16 protein-coding genes and 6 pseudogenes are annotated in these 23730 nt (G+C 40.0%); 15 read left to right on the forward strand and 7 right to left on the reverse strand.

What is annotated here, in order from left to right:
• Window positions 1-1645, reverse strand: a pseudogene (locus tag JCM10991_RS12875) (phosphoenolpyruvate carboxykinase (ATP)); the annotation flags it as partial.
• Window positions 1646-1727: 82 nt separating this feature from the next.
• The gene (gene recX / locus JCM10991_RS06135; protein WP_025020870.1) at window positions 1728-2528 is read right to left on the reverse strand and encodes a recombination regulator RecX; all 801 of its coding nucleotides are present in this window, start codon (window positions 2526-2528) and stop codon (window positions 1728-1730) included.
• Between the two features lie 91 nt (window positions 2529-2619).
• Here recX and rlmD point away from each other — a divergent pair.
• From rlmD to JCM10991_RS12885, 6 genes and pseudogenes are all read left to right on the forward strand, one after another.
• Window positions 2620-4043: pseudogene (rlmD, locus tag JCM10991_RS12880) on the forward strand (23S rRNA (uracil(1939)-C(5))-methyltransferase RlmD).
• A 118-nt stretch (window positions 4044-4161) separates the two neighbouring features.
• Window positions 4162-4707, forward strand: a complete 546-nt coding sequence (gene ntdP / locus JCM10991_RS06145; RefSeq protein WP_023860191.1) for a nucleoside tri-diphosphate phosphatase — start codon at window positions 4162-4164, stop codon at window positions 4705-4707.
• A 120-nt stretch (window positions 4708-4827) separates the two neighbouring features.
• A complete protein-coding gene (locus JCM10991_RS06150; protein WP_225349930.1) occupies window positions 4828-5886 on the forward strand; it encodes an AI-2E family transporter in 1059 nt (352 codons plus the stop codon).
• Window positions 5887-5996: 110 nt separating this feature from the next.
• Complete coding sequence (locus JCM10991_RS06155; protein WP_025020872.1) at window positions 5997-7013, forward strand: NAD(P)H-dependent glycerol-3-phosphate dehydrogenase; 1017 nt, start codon at window positions 5997-5999, stop codon at window positions 7011-7013.
• A 52-nt stretch (window positions 7014-7065) separates the two neighbouring features.
• Window positions 7066-8499 (forward strand): ATP-binding cassette domain-containing protein, encoded by a 1434-nt coding sequence (locus JCM10991_RS06160; RefSeq protein ID WP_025020873.1) that lies wholly within the window; start codon window positions 7066-7068, stop codon window positions 8497-8499.
• Window positions 8500-8604: 105 nt separating this feature from the next.
• A pseudogene (locus tag JCM10991_RS12885) lies at window positions 8605-10181 on the forward strand (peptide chain release factor 3).
• 317 nt (window positions 10182-10498) lie between these two features.
• On the opposite strand, the gene JCM10991_RS06170 reads toward JCM10991_RS12885, so the two are convergent.
• Both JCM10991_RS06170 and JCM10991_RS12890 read right to left on the reverse strand, forming a co-directional pair.
• The gene (locus tag JCM10991_RS06170; RefSeq protein WP_025020874.1) at window positions 10499-10753 is read right to left on the reverse strand and encodes a DUF1827 family protein; all 255 of its coding nucleotides are present in this window, start codon (window positions 10751-10753) and stop codon (window positions 10499-10501) included.
• A 105-nt stretch (window positions 10754-10858) separates the two neighbouring features.
• Window positions 10859-13044, reverse strand: a pseudogene (locus JCM10991_RS12890) (ATP-dependent Clp protease ATP-binding subunit).
• A 189-nt stretch (window positions 13045-13233) separates the two neighbouring features.
• Here JCM10991_RS12890 and ykzS point away from each other — a divergent pair.
• The 3 genes and pseudogenes from ykzS (at window position 13234) to ptsP (ending at window position 15578) form a co-directional block, all read left to right on the forward strand.
• Complete coding sequence (gene ykzS, locus JCM10991_RS06180) at window positions 13234-13428, forward strand: protein YkzS (protein WP_023860184.1); 195 nt, start codon at window positions 13234-13236, stop codon at window positions 13426-13428.
• A 164-nt stretch (window positions 13429-13592) separates the two neighbouring features.
• On the forward strand, window positions 13593-13862 hold the full coding sequence (locus JCM10991_RS06185) for a phosphocarrier protein HPr (RefSeq protein WP_023860183.1): 270 nt from the start codon (window positions 13593-13595) through the stop codon (window positions 13860-13862).
• Window positions 13862-15578, forward strand: a pseudogene (gene ptsP / locus JCM10991_RS12895) (phosphoenolpyruvate--protein phosphotransferase). Before JCM10991_RS06185 ends, ptsP begins: the two are co-directional and overlap by 1 nt.
• Before the next feature lie 131 nt (window positions 15579-15709).
• On the opposite strand, the gene JCM10991_RS12900 reads toward ptsP, so the two are convergent.
• The 3 genes from JCM10991_RS12900 to JCM10991_RS06200 form a co-directional block, all read right to left on the reverse strand.
• Window positions 15710-16633, reverse strand: a complete 924-nt coding sequence (locus JCM10991_RS12900; RefSeq protein ID WP_225349931.1) for an ATP-binding protein — start codon at window positions 16631-16633, stop codon at window positions 15710-15712.
• 65 nt (window positions 16634-16698) lie between these two features.
• The gene (locus JCM10991_RS15700; protein ID WP_225349932.1) at window positions 16699-17004 is read right to left on the reverse strand and encodes a hypothetical protein; all 306 of its coding nucleotides are present in this window, start codon (window positions 17002-17004) and stop codon (window positions 16699-16701) included.
• Between the two features lies 1 nt (window position 17005).
• On the reverse strand, window positions 17006-17722 hold the full coding sequence (locus JCM10991_RS06200) for a LytR/AlgR family response regulator transcription factor (protein ID WP_025020875.1): 717 nt from the start codon (window positions 17720-17722) through the stop codon (window positions 17006-17008).
• Between the two features lie 176 nt (window positions 17723-17898).
• Here JCM10991_RS06200 and JCM10991_RS12905 point away from each other — a divergent pair, with 176 nt between their 5' ends.
• From JCM10991_RS12905 to JCM10991_RS16120, 6 genes and pseudogenes are all read left to right on the forward strand, one after another.
• Window positions 17899-19707, forward strand: a complete 1809-nt coding sequence (locus JCM10991_RS12905) for a glycoside hydrolase family 3 protein (RefSeq protein ID WP_369384708.1) — start codon at window positions 17899-17901, stop codon at window positions 19705-19707.
• A 107-nt stretch (window positions 19708-19814) separates the two neighbouring features.
• Window positions 19815-20324 (forward strand): hypothetical protein, encoded by a 510-nt coding sequence (locus tag JCM10991_RS16390; protein ID WP_369384709.1) that lies wholly within the window; start codon window positions 19815-19817, stop codon window positions 20322-20324.
• A gap of 15 nt (window positions 20325-20339) precedes the next feature.
• Window positions 20340-20846, forward strand: coding sequence for a GtrA domain-containing protein (locus JCM10991_RS06210; protein ID WP_025020876.1), 507 nt, complete (start codon window positions 20340-20342; stop codon window positions 20844-20846).
• Between the two features lie 9 nt (window positions 20847-20855).
• Complete coding sequence (locus tag JCM10991_RS06215; RefSeq protein WP_025020877.1) at window positions 20856-21872, forward strand: glycosyltransferase family 2 protein; 1017 nt, start codon at window positions 20856-20858, stop codon at window positions 21870-21872.
• A 166-nt stretch (window positions 21873-22038) separates the two neighbouring features.
• Window positions 22039-23439, forward strand: coding sequence for a glycoside hydrolase family 3 protein (locus tag JCM10991_RS15705; protein WP_225349933.1), 1401 nt, complete (start codon window positions 22039-22041; stop codon window positions 23437-23439).
• Window positions 23440-23492: 53 nt separating this feature from the next.
• Window positions 23493-23594: pseudogene (locus tag JCM10991_RS16120) on the forward strand (fibronectin type III-like domain-contianing protein); the annotation flags it as partial.
• Between the last annotated feature and the right edge of the window lie 136 nt (window positions 23595-23730).

The following is a 23730-nucleotide window of genomic DNA, read 5'->3' on the forward strand; positions in this document are numbered from 1 at the left end:
GGGGGTAGTTGACTAATCAAGCTACTTAAACAAGCGCCTAATTCGTCTGGCAATTCTTGCCCGTGGTGATTGCGGTCATATTGAGTTAACCAGTCTTTGCGAGTTTCCAAGCGACTCTTAAGTTTAGCTACGTATTCCTGATTGGTAAAATCAACGGGATAGCTATCAATTGCAATGTAAGCAAGACCGGGTAAGTTTCCAAAGTTTTGAAATTTGGCTTGATCGTTAGCAATCTTTTCTAAGGAAGCTAAAGTCACTTCTTTAGTAATATCTAAGCCGTTGTAGTTACCGGTATTAACAATGTAGCAATCAACATCGCGTTTTTGGAAGAGTTCTTTAAAATCTTGGTAGTCTTCTTTTAAAGGATAAGCACGGAAAGGATCAGCAAATGGTTCGATGACTAGAGCATTACGGTCGGAACCAATGACGTTTTCAGCTGTGGAACGTTTGGTTGCCAAAGTGGCCCCAAACGTTGCTGCCATTATAGGATCAGAGATTTTAACTACTGGAGGTAGGCTATCATCTTTCATAATCCAAAAGATAGCAGAGAGGGGAGCTGCTTCCTTATCTACGCGATTAATAGAGGCGTAACGACTCTTAATTGTGCGGCCGTTACCGTTGCGGAGGTCTTCGGAAACGAAGACTTTTTCGCCTTTTTCATTTAAAGTAACTCCCACGTTCATAAGAGTGGTGAAGTAGCGACTTTCTTCACTACCTGGCAAGTAATCATTAGTCTTATCAAAGTAAGAAGGTTCTAAGGCTACTGAAGTCCCGTTTTCACGTGAGATGACAAAGGCATCATCGTGTAAGACTGTGATGTCAAAGCGTCCACCGTGTTTAGCGTGGGTCAAAGTCGATTTGCCCGAACCAGACAGGCCGAAGAAAGCAAAAACCTTATCATTCTTATCTGTAAAGTGGAAGGCTTTTTCCCCTCCGTGACAGGCAGTGTAGCCGTTACGGTGTGCGGTAGCCCAAGCCAAAGTTAGAGTCGATTTTTTAAGTTCTCCAAAGTAACGTAGGCCTAAAATGGCTGCCACATTGTGAGGAGCATCAATAATGACTAAACCGTTAGGATAGTCTGGATTTTGCCATTCAGGATCGGCATAGATATAGAGGTCACCTTCGTCATATACTTTAGATTTTTGGTAGAGCGCTTGGTATTCTTTATTTACAACTTGGAAGTTTAGCATGTAGGATAAAAGATTAACCTCAAACCCTTGAGCAAGGGCTAAGTGGGCTTTCAAAGTGAAATCTGAATCTAAACCAACATAAACTGAAGTCTTGTAAAAGTGACGTTTATGTCCTTGATAGATGGCATCATGTAAAATTCCGTTTAATTTAGTGGCATCTTCTTTAGGATCATCAACTCGGTGGCGGGCCGCTGCCGTCCGCCCAACAACTTGCCCGTGATTGTCGACCAACATCTTGGCATTACTTGGCAAGCCTAATTCTTTAGTGTGAATAATTGGTGTGTCCAAAACAATTGTATTGGGATTGTTTTGGGTAGATAATATGCTTGGGCTGGAGAGGTAACTTCTTCCATATTATTTTGGAAGAAAGCGGTCTGAACAGTCGTTCGTGTTTGTGAGAAAATATGGTTAGCTTTGTTAATATTTGCTTCTGAAAAACGTTCTTTAGTGCTCATATAATTACAACCCTTTCGTAAGCGTTTTATTTACAAGATAATTCTATCACAAATTTTGTATGGATGTATAAAAAATAAATGGTTATTCTATATTTTGGCTTATTTTTTCCAGAAAATGACTGATTTCATCGTTAGAGAACCCCTTACGGTAGAGGGCTTGACGGGTTTTAAGTTTTCTTTGAGTTAGGTCAAAGCGACGATTACGCTGCCAAATTTTTTGTCCTTGTCTCTGGAGAGCTTCATTTTGTGCATCTTCATCTTCCTGTAAATCTAACTGATCCATGATGTCAGAACTCACCTTACCAAAGCCATTTTGAATTAAGCCTTGATTAATTTTTTGTTTCTGGATAAAAAAAGACTCTTTGTGGTAACGCAGAGCTAATTTTTGGGCTAGTTTAAGTCCATTAGCTAATTGGTCATCTAAGGAGTATTCACTAAGTCCATCTTCAATATCGTTAGGAGCAAGGCCTTTTTGACGTAATTTATTGGCGATAACATTTGGACCTTTACTGGAAGTTTTGGCCATGGTACGAACATAGGAGCGGGCGTAAAAATTATCGTCGACTAATTTGAGCTTTTTGAGTTTTTGGATGGTAACGTCGATTTGGGTGGGTAAGGCATCTTGCTTACTCAAATAAGTTACAATTTCTTTTTCGGTTCGTAGTTGGCTGGAAAGATAGGTAAGCGCTTTGTTATAGAACTTGTTGGTAGCTTCTTTTTGTAAAATAAAGTCAATTTCGGTTTCTTCGAGTTCGAGTCCCTTGCGTAGTTCGAAATCCAAGAGAGTATCTTCACTAACAGCGAAACGGTACTGACCATCTAAATAAATATTGTAGCGGCCAGGGCGTTTTTGAGCTTGAATCATAGTGATTTTAGTAGTCAATTTTAATCTTCCTTTCCAAAACTTAAGTTAAATCCATGGTATAATAGATAGGCATTTAAAACAAGTTAGTTACAAGAAAGAAGGAACTCTCATCAAAGAAAAGCAAGTCAAGGTTCAGCGGAAACCTAACGGTAAAAAAAATACTGGTGGCGTTCAGGTAGAAGTTGGTCAAAGAGTCGTCCTAACTATCAAACGTCTCGGGATTAATGGTGAAGGCATAGGGTATTACAGACGTAAAATTACCTTTATTGCTGGTGTTCTACCTGGTGAAAAAATTCAAGCTGAAATTACTAAGGTCCATCCTAAATATCTTCAGGCCCAAGTTATCAAAATTTTAAGCAAGAGTCCAGATCGGGTAAAACCACGTGACAAGTATGATGTTGGGGGGATTGAGCTTGAGCATTTATGCTATGATAAGCAATTAGAGTACAAGCGCGATGTGATTTTGCAAGCTTTAGAAAAATTCAAGCCACGGGGGTATCAAAATTACGATTTGCGTCCTACTTTGGGAATGGAAAATCCTTACGCCTATCGGAATAAAGCACAATTTCAAGTACGTCGGGCGAAAGACGGTCATTTGATGGCGGGACTTTACCGTTCTAACAGTCATTTCTTGGTAGATTTACCGACTTTTTCAACCCAAAAGCCCCTAACCATGAAAATTATGCGGACGGTACTGAAGTTGTTAGAAAAATGGCAAATATCTGCTACAATGAAAAAACCAATCGTGGTGATGTTAAAACTATCGTGGTGCGGGAATCACAAGCCAAAAAAGAAGCGCAGGTGGTTTTGATTACTCGGAGTCAAAGGGTCAATAATCTAAGTGCTTTTGTCGGGGATTTACAGGTGGCTTTACCCGAAGTCGTTTCTATTATGCAAAATATTAATCCAGAGAAAACCTCCCTGATTTGGGGGGCGGAAACGCTTCGTTTAGCAGGAAGTGAATACTTGGAGGAAACTTTAGGTGACGTGCATTTTCGCTTGTCTGCCCGCGCTTTTTTCCAATTAAATCCAAGTCAAACGGAGGTTTTATATGATCAGGTTAAGCTTGCTTTGGATCTCCAAGCTGATGAAAGCCTGGTCGATGCTTATTGTGGGGTCGGGACGATTGGTCTTTATGTATCTAAAGAAGCTAAGGAAGTCCGGGGGATGGATATTACTCCCGAGGCCATTGTGGATGCGCGCTATAATGCTCAAATTTCGGGGCGGACTAATGTGACTTATGAGGTAGGACCGGCGGAAGAATGGTTGCCTAAATGGAGTCGTGAGGGTTTTCATCCTGATGCCCTAGTCGTTGATCCCCCTCGTTTAGGTTTAGATGACAAGTTAATTGCAACTATTTTGGCTAATCCACCGAAGAAGTTTGTGTATGTTTCCTGCAATCCTTCGACCCTAGCTCGCGATTTAGTAAAACTAAGTCAAGTTTATGAAGTTGAATATATTCAATCAGTAGATATGTTTCCGCAAACTGCACGGTGTGAGGCTGTGGTAAAGTTTAGGCGTCGGAAAAAGTAAGAAAATTCATAGTAATTCCTTTTACTAAATGAATTTTTTGTGATTTTTACAAGATATTTGGTATAATGGTAATGATAAGCGGTGTAACTTGCACCTGTGAAAGAAAGCAGGAAGTCATATGCGTCATTTAAACGGACCCAAAGAAGGCGAATATATTACCATTAAAAGTTATAAACATGACGGAAGTTTACATCGTACGTGGCGAGATACAATGGTTCTCAAAACTAGTGAAAATGCGTTGATTGGTTTAAATGATCATACTTTGGTCACCGAAGCTGATGGTCGGCGGTGGGTGACGCGCGAGCCAGCTTTAGTTTACTTTCATAAACATTACTGGTTCAATATTGTGACGATGATTCGGGACAATGGCGTTTCTTATTACTGCAACCTTGCTTCACCAGCCATTATGGATAAGGAAGCCCTAAAGTATATTGACTATGATTTGGATGTTAAGGTCTTTCCCGATGGTGAAAAGCGCTTGCTAGATGTTGATGAATACGAAGACCATAGTGCTAAGTGGCATTATTCTAGTCAAACTGATAAAATTTTGAAACATAATGTCAGAACTTTGGTCGATTGGATAAATAACGGTAAGGGGCCTTTCTCAAAGGAATATGTTGAGATTTGGTATAACCGCTACTTGGAATTGTCGCGCCGACAGTAAGCACCGTTTTTATAACGGGAATCCCACAGTAGAAATACTGTGGGTTATTTTGATAATGAGGTGAGAAAAATAAATTCACATAAGAAAGAAATCTTATTTTGGTCGCTAGAATTTTTAATTGTGGCGGCATTGATCTGGGTATGTACCCAGTTACAATTTATCTTTGCCCCAGTGGGAGTCTTTATTTCGACGTTATTTGCGCCGATTTTGATTGCTGGTTTTTTATACTATATGTTAAATCCTTTGGTTAAGCTTTTGTTGAAGCTAAAGATTAAAGGTCACGGCCTTAATCGTAGTGGGGCCGTTAGTTTAGTTTTTCTAGGTATCTTTGTTCTTTTATTTTGGGTGCTTGCGAGTGTAGTGCCCCAAATTATCAGTCAGACACAAGCTGTGATTGAAGATATTCCGAGTTATATTAAAGGGCTCCAGACCTGGAGTGATAAAGTAAGTCAAAAAGGTTTTTTAGCTGAGATTATGCAGCGCGATGATGTACAAAGTTATCTCACCAAAGGCCAAAGTGAGATTTTGAATAACGTAAAAAAATTCCTTCTCTCCTTGTCGGATAGTTTCGGATCACTTTTTTCTCTAGTGGCCAATGTTGTGGTGACGATTGTGACCGTACCTTTTGTACTCTTTTATATGTTGCGCGATGGATATAAATTGATTCCAGGTATTAAAAAGTACTTTCCAAGCAACGGAGACAAAATGGAAGACTTAATGCGCCAAATGAATGAGACCATTTCACGCTATATCGCTGGCCAGGCTATCGAGTGTTTGAGTGTGGGAATCTTAAGTTTTATTGGTTATAGTTTAGTTGGAGTACCTTATGCTTTGTTGGTTGGGATTTTTGCAGGTATTACCAATATTATTCCCTACCTCGGGCCTTATATTGGGCTGATACCGGCATTACTACTAGCTTCTAGCCACTCACTAAAGATGATGATTTTCGTAGTGATTGTTTGTGTGGTTGTCCAACAAATCGACGGAAATTTAATTTATCCCAACGTTATTGGTAAATCATTAGAAATTCACCCGCTAACGATTATTCTTTTATTGTTAGTGGCAGGTAACTTAGCCGGTTTATTAGGAATGATTTTAGGCATTCCTCTGTATGCGGTGGTTAAGACGGTCGTGAAATATTTTTATGGCATTTATCGTTTACGTAAGTCCCACTCCTAAAGCTTGATATTTAGTAAAAGAAGCTTAGATAAACTTGTTGAAAACCAGGTTTTGTGGTAACTTAGAAAGCGGATATACACAAAGATTTAAAAGAAATGGGTGTAAGAATAATGACGAGAAAAATTGCTGTTTTAGGCGCCGGGTCTTGGGGGAGTGTCCTAGCTAAAGTGTTAGTAGACAATGGTCACCAAGTTAACCTTTGGACAAATATGCAAGCCCAAGCAGATGAATTAAATAACCAACATACTAATGAACATTATATGCCAGGTTTAGTTTACCCAGAAACCTTGGTAACGACCACGGATTTAAAGGCAGCTGTTGATGGAGCTGATGCCGTCTTATTCGTGGTACCAACTAAGGTAATTCGCTTAGTGAGCCAACAGTTGGTAGCCGTTTTAAAAGAATTAAAGCAAAAACCACTTTTGATTCATGCAAGCAAAGGGTTAGAATTAGGTAGTCACAAACGCATTTCCGAAGTGATTTTAGAAGAAGTGCCAGCTGATTTACACGGTGGTATGGTGGTCTTATCGGGCCCCAGTCACGCTGAAGAAGTGGCCAAGCAAGATATTACTTTGATTACAGCTGCGAGTGAAGATTTAGTAGCGGCTAAGTTAGTGCAAGAATTGTTTATGAACAATTACTTGCGCATCTACACTAACCAAGACGTAATTGGGGTTGAAACCGGGGCGGCCTTTAAAAATGTGATTGCCATCGGGGCCGGTGCTTTGCATGGCTTAGGTTACGGTGATGATGCCAAGGCCGCTTTGATGACGCGTGGTTTAGCTGAAATTAGTCGTTTAGGAGTAGCCTTTGGGGCGGATCCATTGACTTTCATCGGTTTGTCTGGGGTTGGTGACTTGATTGTGACTTGTACTAGTGTTCACTCTCGCAACTGGCGAGCAGGTGACCAATTAGGTCAAGGTAAGTCCTTGCAAGAAGTTATTGATAACATGGGGATGGTTATCGAAGGAATTAACACTTGTAAAGCAGCTTACGAATTAGCTCAAGCTAAGGGAATTGAAATGCCAATTACTGAAGCAATCTACCATGTTTTATACGAAAATAAAGATGTCAAGGACGAAATCGTAGCTTTAATGAAACGTGAAGGAAAAACAGAATTAGCATAAAAGTGGGGGCGGAAGCTTCCACTCTTATTTTTCACGAAAGAAGGGAAATTAGATGGCTAAACTAGAGGTCAAATATATCACCCGTGGGGTTGAGATGCAGACGGGGAGCAAACAAAAAGAAACGCCGAAAAAATTCTGGGAACTAAGAGGTATTAGCTTCAATCTTTCCGGGGGAGAATCAATTGGGGTTTTGGGTAATGATGGTTCTGGTAAGAAGCAATTATTGGAAATCATTGCCGGTAAGCTCCAACAAACTACTGGCTTTATAACTTCCGAGGCACACATTTTCTTAGCCAGTTTAGAACAATTAGATGTTAGTAAAACAGGTTTAGAGAATATCCAAGCGAGTGTTGAAAAAGCTAATTTAGATGAATTTAAAGCTAACCACGTGATTAACGCTGTCAGCAACTTCACTGACTTAGGCCAATGGATTTACCAACCAGTTAGTGATTATTCTGACGCTTTAAAGGCGCGTTTGATTTTAGGAATTGCCCTGTATGTCAAACCCGAAATTGTTTTAGTAGACAGTCTTTTAACTTTGGTTGACCAGCACTTCTTCGCTAAGTTTGGTGATAAGATGCGGGAATTAAAGGATAAAGGAGTCTCCTTTGTTATTGCTGATAATAAAGCCTGGTTGATGGAACGATTTTGTGAACGGGTTTTATGGCTCCAATTCGGTTTAATTCAGGACTTTGGTCCTATGCCAGAGGTGCTTAAGCAATTTGAGTATGCTCAAGAATGGTTCCGATCAGCAACTTTACCAGAAAAGAATCGTTTCTTATCTGAACAACAATTTGAACAAACGCTCTTTGATGTGAATGCTGTTTACGAACAGTTCAAAGTAGAACAATTTAAAAATGGTTACAAACGAAAAGATGAAGCTCGTATGCGTAAGTCCTTCTTTGTCGACCGAGGTGCCGATCCCTTGACCGTCGATAAAAAAGAAGGCGTCGCCCCTAAAAAAGAAGTTACGCCAGCACCTGAAAGTAGCTTGCCACCAAAGAAGACCAAAAAGAAAAAGTTCAGTATTCATACTAGAATACTAATTTTCGTGGTTTTAGTTCTTGTTCTAGGAGCTGGGGGTTACTATGGTTATGACTTATATCATCAACATACGACCCACCAAGCTAACAAGATGGAGAGCTTGACTAGTTCCAAGTCCTTAGCGGAATCTAAACAAGCTTCTGAATCCAAGAAAGCCGAAGAATCGAAAAAAGCTGAGGAATCCAAGAAAGCCGAAGAATCGAAAAAAGCTGAGGAATCCAAGAAGGCTGAAGAATCGAAACAAGCTGAGGAATCTAAGAAGGCTGAAGAATCTTCATCACAAGCTTATTCAGGTGAAACCCAAACCATTAATGTGGGTGCTGGTGAAGTTTTGGATACCGTGGCGCAGAAATACGCGACGACACCTGAAATTATTCGCCAATTAAATAATTTACAAAGCGATGATCTCCAAGAAGGTCAAGTTTTGACAGTGCCAAAATAAGCCTTAAGTCGGGATGGAAATCTCGGCTTTTTGGCTTGACCATGGTCAGCTAGACAATAATTTGTTATAATTGGCAAGGTTACTAAAATTTATGTGAGGTAAAAAATGAAACAAGAAGAATTAACGCAAGCCGTTGATAAGCGACGGACCTTTGCGATTATTTCCCACCCTGACGCGGGTAAAACAACCATTACCGAACAGCTCCTCTTATTTGGGGGCGTAGTGCGTCAAGCTGGGACCGTGAAAGCTAAGAAGTCAGGCAACTTTGCTAAGTCTGACTGGATGGAAATTGAAAAGAAACGTGGGATTTCGGTTACATCTTCCGTGATGCAATTTGATTACGCTGGTAAGCGGGTTAATATCTTGGACACTCCTGGGCACGAAGATTTCTCAGAAGATACTTACCGGACCTTGATGGCAGTGGACTCTGCGGTTATGGTAATTGATTCGGCCAAAGGGATTGAACCCCAAACTAAGAAGCTCTTCCAAATTTGTAAAATGCGGGGGATTCCGATTTTTACTTTCATTAATAAGTTAGATCGTGATGGTCGGGAACCAATGGACCTCGTAGCGCAATTAGAAGAAGTCTTAGGTATTGAAGCTATGCCATGAACTGGCCCATTGGGATGGGGAAAGGTCTCCAAGGTTTGTATGATATTTACAACAACCGCATTGAACTTTACCGTTCGGAAGCTGAGGGAGAAAGCTACTTACCTTTAGATGACAACGGTCAATTAGCGGTCGATCACCCCTTGAAGGAAGAAAGTATCTACGACCAAGTCTTAGATGAAATTGAATTACTCAAGGTTGCAGGGAGTGAATTTGACGCAGCAAAAATCGCTAAGGGTGAGTTAACCCCCGTCTTTTTCGGTTCAGCTTTAACTAATTTTGGGGTTAAGACTTTCTTAGATGCTTACTTACAATTCGCGCCCGCTCCAAGTCCCCACAAAACCCAAGACAACCAAATAGTTGCGGCGGACCAGGAACAATTTAGTGGATTTATCTTTAAGATTCAAGCTAACATGAATCCTAATCACCGTGACCGGATTGCTTTCGTTCGGATTTGTTCAGGTGAATTTGACCGCGGGATGGATGTTACCCTTCAAAGAACGGGAAAGAAGATTCGTTTATCTAACTCCACGCAATTTATGGCAGATAGTCGGGAAACAGTTGAAACAGCAGTAGCTGGGGATATTATCGGACTTTACGATACAGGGAATTTCCAAATTGGAGATACGATTTTTTCAGGTAAGAAGGCTGTGCAATTTGAAAAATTACCACAATTTACACCGGAACTTTTCATGCGCGTAACTGCAAAAAACGTTATGAAGCAAAAATCCTTCCACAAGGGAATCCAGCAATTAGTGCAAGAAGGGGCGGTGCAACTCTACCAAAGTTATAGTACAGGTGATTACATCTTAGGGGCTGTCGGGCAACTGCAATTTGAAGTTTTCCAATTCCGGATGCTCAATGAATATAACTCTGAAGTTGTGATGACACCTATGGGACACAAGACCGCACGTTGGATTAACCCAGACCAATTAGATGAAAAGATGTCTTCATCACGAAATCTCTTGGTTAAAGATCGTCAAGGAGACCCACTTTTCTTATTTGAAAATGAATTTGCGGAACGCTGGTTCCAAGATAAATATCCTGATGTGGAATTAACTGCTAAATTATAATAGCTATCAAAGACAGTTTGTTACTAAAATTAATATTATTATAACAAGTGGCCCCTATGTTTTTCGCATAGGGGCCACTTATTTGGCATCGGTGTATAATATAATCAATGATTTTGGAGAAAATATTTATAGAAAAATTAGCTAAAGAAAAAGCCTAGCATAAACTAGACTTAAGTCCGTGAATAACCAGCGGATTATAGAAGCAATGGCAAGACGCATTATCCATGATAGTCTGCATCTATATAACCTGTAATAGAGAAACTTACGGGATGAGCTTGTATGCAAGCAAACTTACTCATGATCCCATGTTAATTCTACTAACTTGCGTTGGTATTAGAAAGTTCAACTTCACTAATCGCATTTTGTGCTAATTCTTGCTTAACAAATTCAATTTCTTTAGCTGTAATTGGTCGAAGTTTATTTGAAATAATTACTTCATCATGACCAAATTTACGCTTGTGTACAACTTTGGAATTACCCAAAGTGTAAATCTTAATAAAGTGGGCTGGTGAAGTTCGTAGTTCGGTTGCGATGGAATGCGAGTAACTTGAGGTAACATCAGTCATAAACATAATTAATCATTCCCTTCTTTCAGCTTAATTATACCGCAATTTATAGAAAAATTAATAGCAAAAAAAGCGGAAAAGTTCCGCTTTTTTTATGAATTTTGTTAAAATTTATTGATTTTCAGCCGGGGATTTTGCTTGTCGTGCTTCAACTACGATATCATCATTTTCGATGCGTGCTTGTAGATGCTTAGCACTTGGGTTGGTTAAATAGTAATCAGCTATTTTGTTTTCAATTTGTTCTTGAATAACACGACGTAATGGACGAGCTCCCATCTTAGGGTCGTAACCTAAATCAACTAACTTGGCTTCAACCGGAGCAGTTACTGTGATATCCATGCCTTGAGGGGCCAACATTTGATTTACGTCAGCTAACATGAGACGGACAATCTTAGTCAAGTTTTCCTTTGAAAGTGGGTTGAATTCCACAATGCTGTCAAAACGATTTAGGAATTCAGGTTTAAAGTAAGCAGAAAGCTTGCTTACTAAGGACTTGGTGTCATTGGCCGGAGTGGCAAAACCAACACTAGCGATAGAGTCACCGGAACCAGCATTGCTAGTCATGATGATAATTGTGTCCTTGAAGGAAACTGTGCGACCTTGTGAGTCAGTGAGGCGACCATCATCGAGAATTTGTAAGAACATGTGCATCACGTCAGGATGAGCTTTTTCAACTTCATCTAAAAGAATCAAGCTGTAAGGATGACGACGAACTTGTTCAGTTAATTGGCCAGCTTCTTCGTAACCAACATATCCTGGAGGTGAACCAATTAACTTAGAAATTGAGTGTTTTTCCATGTATTCACTCATATCGAATCGAATCATGGCATCCTGAGTACCAAATAATTCTTCGGCTAATTGCTTAGCGGTCTCGGTTTTTCCGACCCCGGTTGGTCCAACAAAAAGGAAGGAACCAATTGGACGCCCAGATTTATTGAAACCAACGCGATTACGGCGGATAGCTTGCGCTACCTTGTCGACAGCTTGGTCTTGACCAATTACGTGGTTTTGGAGTGATTGAGCTAAGTTAATCAATTGATTTTGCTCATTTTTCTTAAGTTCACCAACTGGAATACCAGTCTTTTCACCGATAATACTTTCCATATCCTTTTCGGTAATAGACGGAATTTCATCATCATCGACGGTATTGTCCTTCATTTTAGTAAATTTATTGACTTGGTCGCGGTAATAGGCGGCTTTTTCGTAATCTTCTGCCTTTAAAGCGTCTTGTTTTTGCTTTTCTGCAGCGTTGATTTTTTCCGCAATTACATCAGGATCCAAGGTGTGGATAGTTAAATTCTTTTTAGAACCGGCTTCGTCCAAGAGGTCAATAGCCTTGTCCGGCAAGAAACGGTCTTGGATGTAACGGTTGGATAAGGTTACGGCAGCCTTGATAGCAGCATCACTGTATTTAACGTGGTGATAAGCTTCGTATTTAGGTTGAATTCCTTGTAGGATAGCAATCGTTTCGTCGATGCTTGGTTCATTGACTTGTACTTGTTGTAAACGCCGTGCTAAAGCAGCATCTTTTTCAATTTTACGGAATTCATTTAAGGTTGTGGCTCCCACTAGTTGAAGTTCACCACGAGCGAGGGCGGGCTTCAAAACATTGCCGGCATCCATGCCACCTTCGGCATTACCGGCTCCAACGATTTCGTGGATCTCATCAATAAAGAGAATGGTGTTTTTAGCTTGTTTAAGCTCATTCATTAATTGTTGCATTCTTTCCTCGAATTGACCACGGATTCCTGTACCTTGAACTAGAGAAACTACATCTAAGCGAATAACTTTTTTATTGAGGAGTTTTTGAGGTACATCACCATCGACAATTTTTTGGGCTAAACCTTCGACCACAGCAGTCTTACCAACACCGGCTTCCCCGATTAAAACCGGATTATTTTTAGTCCGGCGGTTTAAGATTTCAATCACACGACTGATTTCTTTATCGCGACCGATGACAGGATCGATTTTTCCAGCCTTAGCTTGAGCTGTCAAATCAAACCCAAATTGTCCGAGGATAGAGTTACCATTGTTACGATTATTGCCGCTCCCTTGTTGTGGGCGAGGTCCGTTTTGGCCTTGTGCTTGGTTAGCAAAGTTAGCTTCCTGGCCATTGCTAAATAGTCGAAGAAAGAACCCCAATCACCAAAAGGATTGTTGTTGAAATTATTGAAACCTTGAGATTGTTTGAGTTTTTGATAATCTTGCTGACAAAGATCAAAAGTTGTTTGTTTGCCATTGATATTCGTGGTTAAATGGATCGTTGCAGGATTAGTATGACATATTTGACATAACATAGATGCATTCACGACCTTTCTTTATAAGATTAGTCAAAGGGTCGTTTGACCTTTGTTGACCTTTTATGTTTTCTATTATAACCACTTTGGATTTTAACGCAAGTAAAATGCTTATGTGTTAAAATAAATTTATAAGCCCCTGAATTTATTTTGGGAAGCTGAATATCTAATTATAGAAGAGGATGGAAAATGGCAACGAATTATCAAAAGCAGCTAGAAGATTTACGGGATGGAAAAATTTCTGAGTTGGAAGTTTCGCCAGAAGAATTTATGGCTTTTCAAAAAATCTTAATGGGTTTTGCTCAAAGAAAAAGTATTGTCGGTATTGCTAAACGTGGTGGTGGGGCAAAGTATGTTGCTGCGCAAAAAGAAAAGGAAGATTAATTTTTTTAAAAGCAAGTTCTTGCACCAAAACGATAAGCATGGTAAAATTTATCTAGTAACAGGAGTTTCGGATGCAAATTAATGAAAGCGTGTTAATGCTTGACTTAACTTGTTTTCAGAAACTAGTTAAACTATATTTTTTATTAACAAGGAGCATGATAATCATGGCTAAAGAACAAAACTTTCACGTAATCGCAGAAACAGGTATCCACGCACGTCCAGCTACTTTATTAGTTCAAGCTGCAAGCAAGTTCAGCTCAGACATTACTTTGACTTACAACGAAAAGTCAGTTAACTTGAAGTCAATCATGGGTGTTATGTCATTAGGTGTTGGTCAAAACGCTGATGTAACTATCAAGGCTGAAGGTGCCGATGAAGAAGAAGCATTAGCAGCTATTGCTGAAACAATGACTAAGGAAGGACTTGCTGAATAATGACTAAAGTTTTAAAGGGGATTGCAGCGAGTGATGGTATCGCAGCTGCAAAAGCATACATGCTTGTTGAACCTGACTTGTCATTTGACCAAGTAAATGTTGAAGACACGGCAGCAGAAGTTGCTCGTCTTGACGACGCCCTAGCTAAGGCAACTGCTGACCTTGAAATGATTAAAAAGAAGGCGGCTGAAAACTTAGGTGAAGAAGAAGCCGAAGTTTTCGAAGCCACTTGACAATCTTGGCCGACCCTGAATTAGTTGGTCAAATCAAGGATGCAATAACAAATGAGAAGGTTAACGCTGAAGCTGCTTTAAAGAATGTGACCGATATGTTTATCTCCATGTTCGAAGCGATGACAGACAACAAGTACATGCAAGAACGGGCAGCCGACATTCGCGACGTTACGAAGCGGGTCTTAAGCCACTTGCTAGGGGTAACTTTACCTAGTCCAGCTTTAATCGATGAAGAAGTTGTTATCGTAGCGCACGATTTAACTCCTTCAGATACAGCCCAGTTAGACCGGAACTTCGTCAAAGGTTTCATTACTGATATTGGCGGGCGGACTTCTCACTCGGCAATTATGTCACGGACGCTTGAAATTGCAGCAATTGTAGGTTCAGGTAATGCTACTTCAGAATTTCTGAAGGTGACATGGTGATTATTGATGGGATTGAAGGAGATGCTTTGGTCAATCCTTCTGATGAAGAACTAGCATCTTACAAGGCTAAAGCTGAAGAATTTGCAGCGCAAAAAGCTGAATGGAAACTTCTTAAGGACGCTAAGTCTGTTACCGCTGATGGTAAAGAAGTTATTTTGGGGGCCAATATTGGTACGCCAGAAGATGTAGAAGGTGCTAACGACAACGGTGCTGAAGCAGTTGGTTTATTCCGTTCTGAATTTTTATACATGAACTCAGCTGAATTACCAACGGAAGAAGAACAATTCCAAGCTTACAAGAAGGCTGTTGAAGGCATGAATGGTAAGCAAGTCGTTGTCCGGACTATGGATATTGGTGGGGATAAGAACTTACCATACTTACCATTACCAGAAGAAGAAAACCCATTCTTGGGTTACCGGGCTATCCGGATTTCTTTGGACCGTCAAGACATTTTCCGCACACAATTACGAGCTTTATTACGGGCTTCCAACTATGGTCGTTTAGCGATTATGTTCCCAATGATTGCTACTGTGAGCGAATTTAAGCAAGCTAAAGCAATTTTTGAAGAAGAAAAGGCTAAATTAGTGGCTGAAGGTGTGGCTGTTTCTGATGATATCGAAGTCGGAATGATGATGGAAATTCCAGCCGCTGCCATGATTGCTGATAAGTTAGCTAAGTACGCCGACTTCTTTAGTATCGGTACTAACGACTTGATTGGTTACTCTATGGCTGCTGACCGTGGTAATGAACGCGTTTCTTACCTTTACCAACCATACAATCCATCTATCTTACGGATTATCAAGCGTGTTATCGATGCTTCACACGCTGAAGGTAAATGGACAGGTATGTGTGGGGAAATGGCTGGAGACCAAACGGCAGTACCATTGTTAGCCGGCATGGGCTTAGATGAATTCTCTATGAGTGCAACTTCAATCTTGAAGACACGGAGCTTAATGAAGAAGCTTGACACTACTAAGATGAAGGAATTAGCTGACAAGGCTCTTGACAGTGAAACTTCTGAAGAAGTAGAAGCTTTAGTAGCTGAATACACTAAGTAATAAAAAAGGATCGCTTTACGAGCGGTCCTTTTTTGTGATAGTTGTGCATTGCCTAAAGGTCTTTTAGTATCATTGCAGTATCTGACTACCAGTGCTAGAAGTTCGGTACTTCAGTACCGAGTTCATTAACTTTAGAGCGGTAATAAAATCCGGGTGGTAAACCAATTGTCATGCGTATTGATGGTCAAAGTCCCACCGTACTTTTTAGCAATATAGTCTACACTTTTTAGACCGTAACCATGTAAGTTGTTAGGGTCTTTTTTGGTGGTAGAAGGGAGGCTACCAGCCTGAATTTGAATATCTTCTTGAAGGTAATTTTCTAAACTGTATAAAATGAAGTTGGCCTTTTGTGAGATACGCAGATTGATTAACCTCTTTTCGGGTTCAGGAATCTTGGCTGTGGCCTCGATGGCATTGTCGAGGGTATTACCTAAAAGACTGCAGAGGTCCATGACTTCGATGTTATCTAAGAGGGAGCCATCAGCGATGCAGGTAAAAGTAATCTGATTTTTGATACAGTAGGCATTTTTTCGGGTTAAAATGACATCGGCAATCGGGTTGCCGGTGGTGATGTCAGCTTTGTATTGCTTAATTTCTTGACGCAAGGAAGTGACATATGCCCGACGTTTAGCAGAATCATCTTCTAAAGCAATGACATCTAATTGGTGTTTTAAATCGTGAAAACGTTGATTGATTAATTCATTTCCTTCACGGTAGGCTTCGTATTGCTCGTATTGTGATTGAAAGATATTATTCATCTGTCGCAAGTCATTATTTAAGAAGTGCTCATAGCGCTGGTTTTCTTGAATCATAAAAAGCAAAATGCCACATAAATCAATGAAGGTTCGCATCATAAAAATGGTTGAACTACTTCCTAAAGAAAAGGATGTTTGTGCCAGAAGGAAACCTAAATTACTCATAGTAAAGATAATAATGGTAATAATAAAGGCGTTAATCACCGATTTATGGCTGATATTGAGCATAGCATAGTGGGTGCGCTCATTTTTAAAAAGTAAAAAGAAGAGCATAAAGAGTAATGTATAGCAAATCGCCATGAAGCTAAATTCGATGAGTCCATGATTCCAAGGACTATAACAGTAGAGTTGCCAAGCAAAGGAGGCTACAAATTCGGCGATGATGAAAGCTTAAATTGGTGGAAGAAAATTACTGCTAAAACCAGTTTTTCACAGCAATATAAGGTTAAAAACATCCAGATTAAATTCAATAAAATTCCTAGAATCCACCAGTAAAGTTCGAAGGTTCCGGCCAAATATTGTAAACCAATCTGACCAAGACCAAAGACCGGCAAAGTAAGAAGGTTGCGTCTTTGACTTGGAGGAACCTGAATAATCATTAAGCAAACCGCTAAAAATTCTGCTAAACCGGTATACAAGCGCGGAATATCTGGGAAGACTAAATTGGTCATTTTAACCCTCCATTCCTAAATAATCAGTGATGGCCTGCATGAATTTCTTCTTGCGAGGGCGACTGATTTGCAGTTCAAAGGGTCCCACCTTAACAAAATTACCTTCAACACTCAAGACATGTTTGAGATTGACTAGGTAACCATTATTACAGCGAGCAAAGTTATATTGGGCTAGCTGACTTTCGGTATTTTTCATGGAATCATTAATAATTAATTCTTCATACTGCTCATCACTACCTAAGAGGTAGTAGTGGAGATAGTGGCCTTGACTTTCAATGTAGTACAGGTTTTCTAGATTAATTTTACGAAACCCTTGATTAGTTTTTAGGGTAATGTTTTGCTGACTTTTTGCAAAGTGGCGGGCAATTTTCTTAAAGCGTTCCGAAAAGTTAAAGTAGGTGATGGGTTTCAAGATAAAATCGGTAGCATTTACGGCGTAACCATCAATAGCATATTGTACATAATTGGTTAGAAAGATAATCGGCACTTCGCTATCAATTTGGCGAATACGGTTGGCTGCTTCCATACCGTTCAAAAGAGGCATTTGAATGTCCAAATAGAGGACATCAAAGTTAGTGGTGTAGTTGTTGACTAAATCCAAGCCGTCTTTAAAAGTTGTAATCTCAAAACTTTGGTGATGTTCTTGTTCATATTGACGGAAGCACTGAAGGAGTAGCTCTAGTTCGTCGGGGTGGTCTTCACAAATCGCGATTTTCACAAGTCGTCCTCATTTCTATTTTGATATCTTTATTCTATCATAAGAAATTCCGCTCTAACAATAAAGCGCTTTTGGCAAATTATGAAACCTTAAGCGCAAGATATGCAAAAAAAGTGTAAAGCGATTACATCTTTTGCTAATCTTAGGCTAGAGAAAATTACGAGGAGGAAGTATCAATGTTGAAGAATGCAGCTATCATTAAAAAATTAACACTTGAGCAAAAAGCAGCCTTGATGTCAGGACAAGGAGAATGGAAAAGTTATGCTGTTAATAACCAAGTACCCGCGATGTTTTTGTCTGATGGTCCTTTGGGTCTACGGAAACAATCGGGTGCTGGAGATCACCTGGGCTTAAACGGGAGTGAACCAGCGACTTGTTTTCCTTCATCGGCTACACTGGCTAACAGTTGGAATCTAGAGGTGGTAGAAGACGTTGGGCAAGCTTTGGGCAAGGAAGCACAAGCTTTAGATGTTCACCAAGTTTTGGGGCCTGGTTTAAATATCAAACGCAATCCTCTAGGAGGTCGGAACTTTGAATACTACAGTGAAGATCCTTATTTAGCAGGAAAATTAGCTGGTCGGGTTATTCGTGGAATTCAAGCTAATGGTACCATTGCTACTCCGAAGCACTTTGCAGTTAATAGTCAAGAAACTCGCCGGATGGCTTCTAATTCAGTAGTAGATGAACGGACTTTACGGGAAATTTACTTGACCAACTTTGAAATTGCTATTCAAGAAGGGAATCCTAAGTCTATTATGACCTCTTACAACGAAGTTAATGGGACATACACCAATGAAAGTCATCACCTATTACAGGATATTTTACGTCAAGAATTTGGCTTTGATGGTTATGTAGTAACTGACTGGGGAGGGGATAACGACCACATTGCCGGAATTAAAAACGGGAGCAATTTGGTGATGCCTGGTTTGAAACAACCAGGAGCTCGTGAAGTTATTGCCGCGGTCCAAGAAGGGCGTTTAGATGAAGCTGTCTTGGATCAAAGAGTAGATGAATTATTGAATGTAGTTTTAAGCTCCAACGCTACCAAGAAGAATGATGCAATTAAGGTAGACTGGGACCACCAACACCAAGTTGCCTACCAAGCAGCCTTGAAGAGTATTGTCTTGTTGAAAAATGAGGCGGACGTCTTACCTCTGACGCAAGAGACTAGGGTGGCCTTGATTGGGGATTTTGCTGCAAATCCTCGTTACCAAGGAGCTGGTTCTTCTTTAGTTAATACCAAAAATTTAGAAACTTTGAAGGATACCGCTCAGGCCCACGGTGTTACACTCGCTGGTTATGCCCAAGGTTATAAGCGAGTTGGGCAAAGCGATCCCGCTTTAATTGCAGAAGCTAAGGATTTAGCTATTAAAAGTGATGTGGTAGTCTTAAATGTCGGGCTCAACGAAGTTTCTGAATCTGAAGGGATGGACCGTAAGGATATGACCATGCCTGCTAATCAAGTAGAATTGATTCAAGAACTAAGTCAGTTAGACCAAAAGTTAGTCGTGGTCTTATCGGCAGGCTCTCCAGTAGAAATGCCTTGGTTAGACCGAGTTGATGCCGTTGTTCACGGTTACCTCGGTGGGGAAGCTGGCGCCGGCGCCATGTGGGAAGTCTTAACCGGAGCTTACAATCCTTCCGGGCGGTTAGCAGAAACTTACCCAATGAGCTATGCTGACGTACCTTTTGGGGAAGAATTCCCGGCTCACAGACGCAACTCCTATTATAAGGAAAGTCTCTTTGTCGGTTATCGCTATTATGATAAGGCCCAAAAAGCAGTACGTTTTCCATTTGGTTTTGGGTTGTCTTACACTAGCTTTACCTACGATAATTTAAGCGTCAACGATCAAGGTGTAGAGGTTAAGGTGACAAATTCGGGTCAGGTGGCCGGGACAGAAACTGTTCAACTGTATATCGGTAAAGCTGAAACCAATATCTTGCGCCCCGCTAAAGAATTGAAGGCTTTGCCCAAGTTAGCTTAGCTCCGGGAGAAAGTCAGCAGGTTAAAATTTCTTTTGATGATAAGACTTTTCGTTACTTTGATGTTAGCAGTGATACCTGGCAAGTGGAAGCCGGCACTTATCAAATTATGATTGGTAAAAATGTGAACGATATTATTCTAACAGCAGATTACCAGGTAGAAGGCCAAGAAGTTATGGCTGTTCAAGACGAAGTTTTCGCCAAATACCAAGCTTGCGATCTTCAAAGCATTAGTCAAAATGACTTTGAAAATTACTTTAATTTAGAATTTAAGCAAAATACCATGGTTAAAGGTCAAAATTTAGGGTACAATGATACATTAGCGGAGATGATTAACGCTAAGAGTTGGATTGCACGCGCTGTAGCTAAGTGGCTTAAAAATGCTATTGCAAAAAGCGAAGCCAAAGGCAAGCCAGATTTGAATCTCCTCTTTAACTATAATATGCCTTTTAGAGCCATGGGTAAGATGACCGGGGGCTTGATTGATCAAGACATGGTAACCGCCATTTTACGAATTGTTAATGGTCATTTTTGGTCTGGAAGTAGTCGTTTAATCAAAGGGTACTTCCGTAATCAAAAGCGTAACAAGGCCGATACTTGGTATGAAGAAGATAAATAGTGAGGAGAAAAATTTATGGCAGAAAAAAAACACAATGCTTTAGTTCAAGCAGTTATGGATTTTAAAAATAATCACCCAGATTTATATGAATTTATCATGTTCAATCTTTTGAGTAATATTGCCACTATTACCAATTTTGTGGTCTTATGGTTGAGTACTTTACTCCTATTTAAGAACCTGGTGAAGCCTTTTGATTGGTGGATTTTCCACTATGGTATAAATCAAGGGGGATTAGGGGGCTTTTTTGCCTTCTTATTAGCTTATGTGTGTGCACAAATTGTGAACTACTTCGTCCAAAAAAACTTGGTTTTCGGAGCTAGTTTTGGAATGGATCGCCTCTTTTGGTATATTGTGACAGTGGTTGTGGCTGGGATTGTGTCCGTTTGGATGCCACCCTACATTATTGCTTGGTTAAACCCATATGTAGGTGGTTTAGCTGCAACTATTGCCAATGTGGCTAACATTGTGGCGCAAGTAGTAATCAACTATCCAATGATGAAATTTGTAATTATGAGAAAATAGGTGAATTTTTTGGAAAAACTTCTAAGTATTGTTGTTCCTTGCTACAATGCCGAAGATTATGTTGAACGTTGTATTAATTCTTTGGTCTTAGGTGGCGATAAGGTGGAGATTATTCTTGTCGACGACGGCTCAACGGATGGTACAGGACGGGTTATCGATTATTATCAAGAAGAATTTCCAAACCAAATTGTTGCCCTTCATCAAGCAAATGGCGGACATGGTCAGGCCGTTAACACGGGAGTTTATGCGGCTAGTGCGCCTTATGTAAAAATTGTCGATAGTGATGATTGGGTTAGTTTTTCAGCTTTGAAAAAAATCTTAGCTTTTATTGAGAAATGTGTGACTCAAGATGAACTGGTTGACATGATTTTAAGTAATTACGTCTACGATAAGGTAGGTGCTAAACATAAAAAAGTAGTTTCTTACTCTTTTTTACCGCAAGAAAAGGTCTTTTCTTGGGATAAGGTTCACTTGGTCTTTGGCCAGTATCTCTTGATGCATGCTATCATTTATCGCACAGAACTTTTGACCAAGGAATGCCACTTACAGTTACCGAAGCATACTTTTTACGTCGACAATCTTTATGCTTTTGAACCGTTGGGGTATGTTAAAAGTATTTATTACTTGGATGTTGACTTTTATCACTATTTCATCGGACGCGACGACCAGTCCGTTAATGAGCAAGTGATGCTCAAACGCATTGACCAGCAATTAGCGGTCAATAAACGTATGGTGCGTTTTTATGTAGAAAATGTGGCAGCCGACAGTCCACAAGCGCGCTACATGAAATACTATCTAGAAATTATTACCACCGTATCTTCGATTCTTCTGATTCGGGGTAAAAAAGCAGAATATTTAGCCAAGAAAAAAGAACTTTGGCAATATATTAAGACTTATGATGTAGATTTATACCGTAAATTACGGCGGCGTGTCTTTGGGGTCGGGGTAAACCTTCCAGGGCGGGTTGGTCGCTCCTTGGCTTCTGGGGTCTACCGAGTTGTGCATAAAGTATATGGCTTTAATTAAGAAAAAATCTTGGATCTGAGGATTCAAGATTTTTTTGTGTGTGCATTAGTGCAAAAAATGTTAAATAAATGACAGTTTATGCTAAAAAGGTATTCAAAAAATGTAAACGCTGTAAAATGAAAATGTAAGCATTTGCAATTATAAAATTTAATAAAGGAGAGTTATTATGAAAAACAGAAATTTACGCAGTATGCTCATCTCTGTTGGTGTGATTGTATTAGCGCTTGTCATTGTTTTAGGTGGCGGTTATCTTGTGATTCAAAACTTGATTCATAACGGGATCGTAACCGAAAATGATGTAAACTCAACGGTAACATTAGCCGGAAAATACTTTATTCCTTTAGGAGTTTTGATTGGCTTAATTATTTTAGCTTTGATTGTCTTTTGGAATAAGAGTCGCAAGTTTAACTTTTGGCTGAAGTGGGAATCCTTCATTGTTTTCTTAGTGGCTTTGATTCTCACTTTAAACACTGTTGTCTTTGGACCAATGCAAGCCTTGATGAATATGAATATGATTCAAATCAATAAGGTTTCAGCTAAGACCGTCCAAAAAGGGGCAGATTTAACCGAGGCCATTGCAGATGAAGGGACTATCCTGTTAAAGAATGATGGCAATTTCTTGCCAATGAAGGATATCAAGAAGATTAATGTCTTTGGATGGGCTTCAACCCAACCACTTTATGGGGGGACGGGTTCTGGTCAATCTAACTCTGCGGATGCGGTTAACATTTATGATAGTTTGAAGCAAGCGGGTTTTCAAACTAACCGCGACTTAAATAAGTTCTACACGAAATACCGTGCTGACCGTCCAGTTGTTGGGATGATGGAACAAGATTGGACCCTACCTGAACCAAAGGCTAGCCAATATTCAAACAAGTTGATGCAAAAAGCTGAAACTTTCTCTGACACAGCTTTAGTTGTGATTGGCCGTTCTGGTGGTGAAGGTGCTGACTTACCTAAGGATATGACGAATTTACCACAGGGCGCAAGTTATAAAGGTAACAAGGGTGACTTCAAGAAGGGGCAATCTTACTTAGAACTTTCCCAATCTGAAAAAAACATGTTAAACATGGTTAACAAGAACTTCAAGAATGTGGTTGTGTTAATTAATTCTTCTAATCCGATGGAATTAGGCTTTTTAAACGAATATAGTCATATTAAAGGTGCTATTATGATGGCCGGGGCCGGAACTCGAGGTTTCAAAGCTTTAGGTAAGGTTTTGAATGGGACGGTAAATCCATCTGGACGCACGGTTGACACTTATGTTTATGACTTGAAGAAAACCCCAACTTACAACAACTTTGGGAACTTCACTTATGCTAACCAAAAAGGTACCGCTTTTGTTAATTATGTTGAAGGTATCTACACAGGTTACAAATTCTACGAAACTTACTACCAAGGTAAAGATGACCAATATCAAAAGGCTGTTCAATATCCATTTGGTTATGGTTTATCTTACACCAAGTTTAGCCAAGAAATGTCTGATGTAAAAGTTGATATGCAAAAAGACAAGGTTAGCTTCAACGTTACGGTTAAAAATACCGGGGATGTGCTGGTAAGGACGTAGTTCAAGCCTACTTCACTGCCCCTTACACTAATGGGGGCCTTGAAAAGTCAGCTACTAATCTTTTAGATTTTAAGAAGACCAAGATTTTGAAACCTGGTGAAAGCCAGACTCTTAAATTTACGGCCAATCGTTCTGACTTTGCCTCCTATGATGAAAGTAATGGTGGGGCTTATGTCTTAGACAAGGGTCAATACCAAATCCAAATTAAAAACAATGCCCACGATGTGTTAGCATCTAAGGACTTCGATGTAAATGACAAGGTAACTTACACTGGTTCTAATAAGCGGGCCT

Origin of the sequence: Ligilactobacillus equi DSM 15833 = JCM 10991 (assembly GCF_000615765.1) — a bacterium.
GTDB lineage: Bacteria > Bacillota > Bacilli > Lactobacillales > Lactobacillaceae > Ligilactobacillus > Ligilactobacillus equi.

Coding starts and splice junctions, on each gene's coding strand:
- ykzS (WP_023860184.1), top strand. CDS start 13,234: ATGGCAACGAATTATCAAAAGCAGCTAGAAGATTTACGGGATGGAAAA.
- JCM10991_RS12905 (WP_369384708.1), top strand. CDS start 17,899: ATGTTGAAGAATGCAGCTATCATTAAAAAATTAACACTTGAGCAAAAA.
- JCM10991_RS15700 (WP_225349932.1), bottom strand. CDS start 17,004: ATGACCAATTTAGTCTTCCCAGATATTCCGCGCTTGTATACCGGTTTA.
- ntdP (WP_023860191.1), top strand. CDS start 4,162: ATGCGTCATTTAAACGGACCCAAAGAAGGCGAATATATTACCATTAAA.
- JCM10991_RS15705 (WP_225349933.1), top strand. CDS start 22,039: ATGAAAAACAGAAATTTACGCAGTATGCTCATCTCTGTTGGTGTGATT.
- JCM10991_RS16390 (WP_369384709.1), top strand. CDS start 19,815: ATGATTGGTAAAAATGTGAACGATATTATTCTAACAGCAGATTACCAG.
- JCM10991_RS06210 (WP_025020876.1), top strand. CDS start 20,340: ATGGCAGAAAAAAAACACAATGCTTTAGTTCAAGCAGTTATGGATTTT.
- JCM10991_RS06155 (WP_025020872.1), top strand. CDS start 5,997: ATGACGAGAAAAATTGCTGTTTTAGGCGCCGGGTCTTGGGGGAGTGTC.
- JCM10991_RS06170 (WP_025020874.1), bottom strand. CDS start 10,753: ATGTTTATGACTGATGTTACCTCAAGTTACTCGCATTCCATCGCAACC.
- JCM10991_RS06160 (WP_025020873.1), top strand. CDS start 7,066: ATGGCTAAACTAGAGGTCAAATATATCACCCGTGGGGTTGAGATGCAG.
- JCM10991_RS06185 (WP_023860183.1), top strand. CDS start 13,593: ATGGCTAAAGAACAAAACTTTCACGTAATCGCAGAAACAGGTATCCAC.
- JCM10991_RS12900 (WP_225349931.1), bottom strand. CDS start 16,633: ATGGCGATTTGCTATACATTACTCTTTATGCTCTTCTTTTTACTTTTT.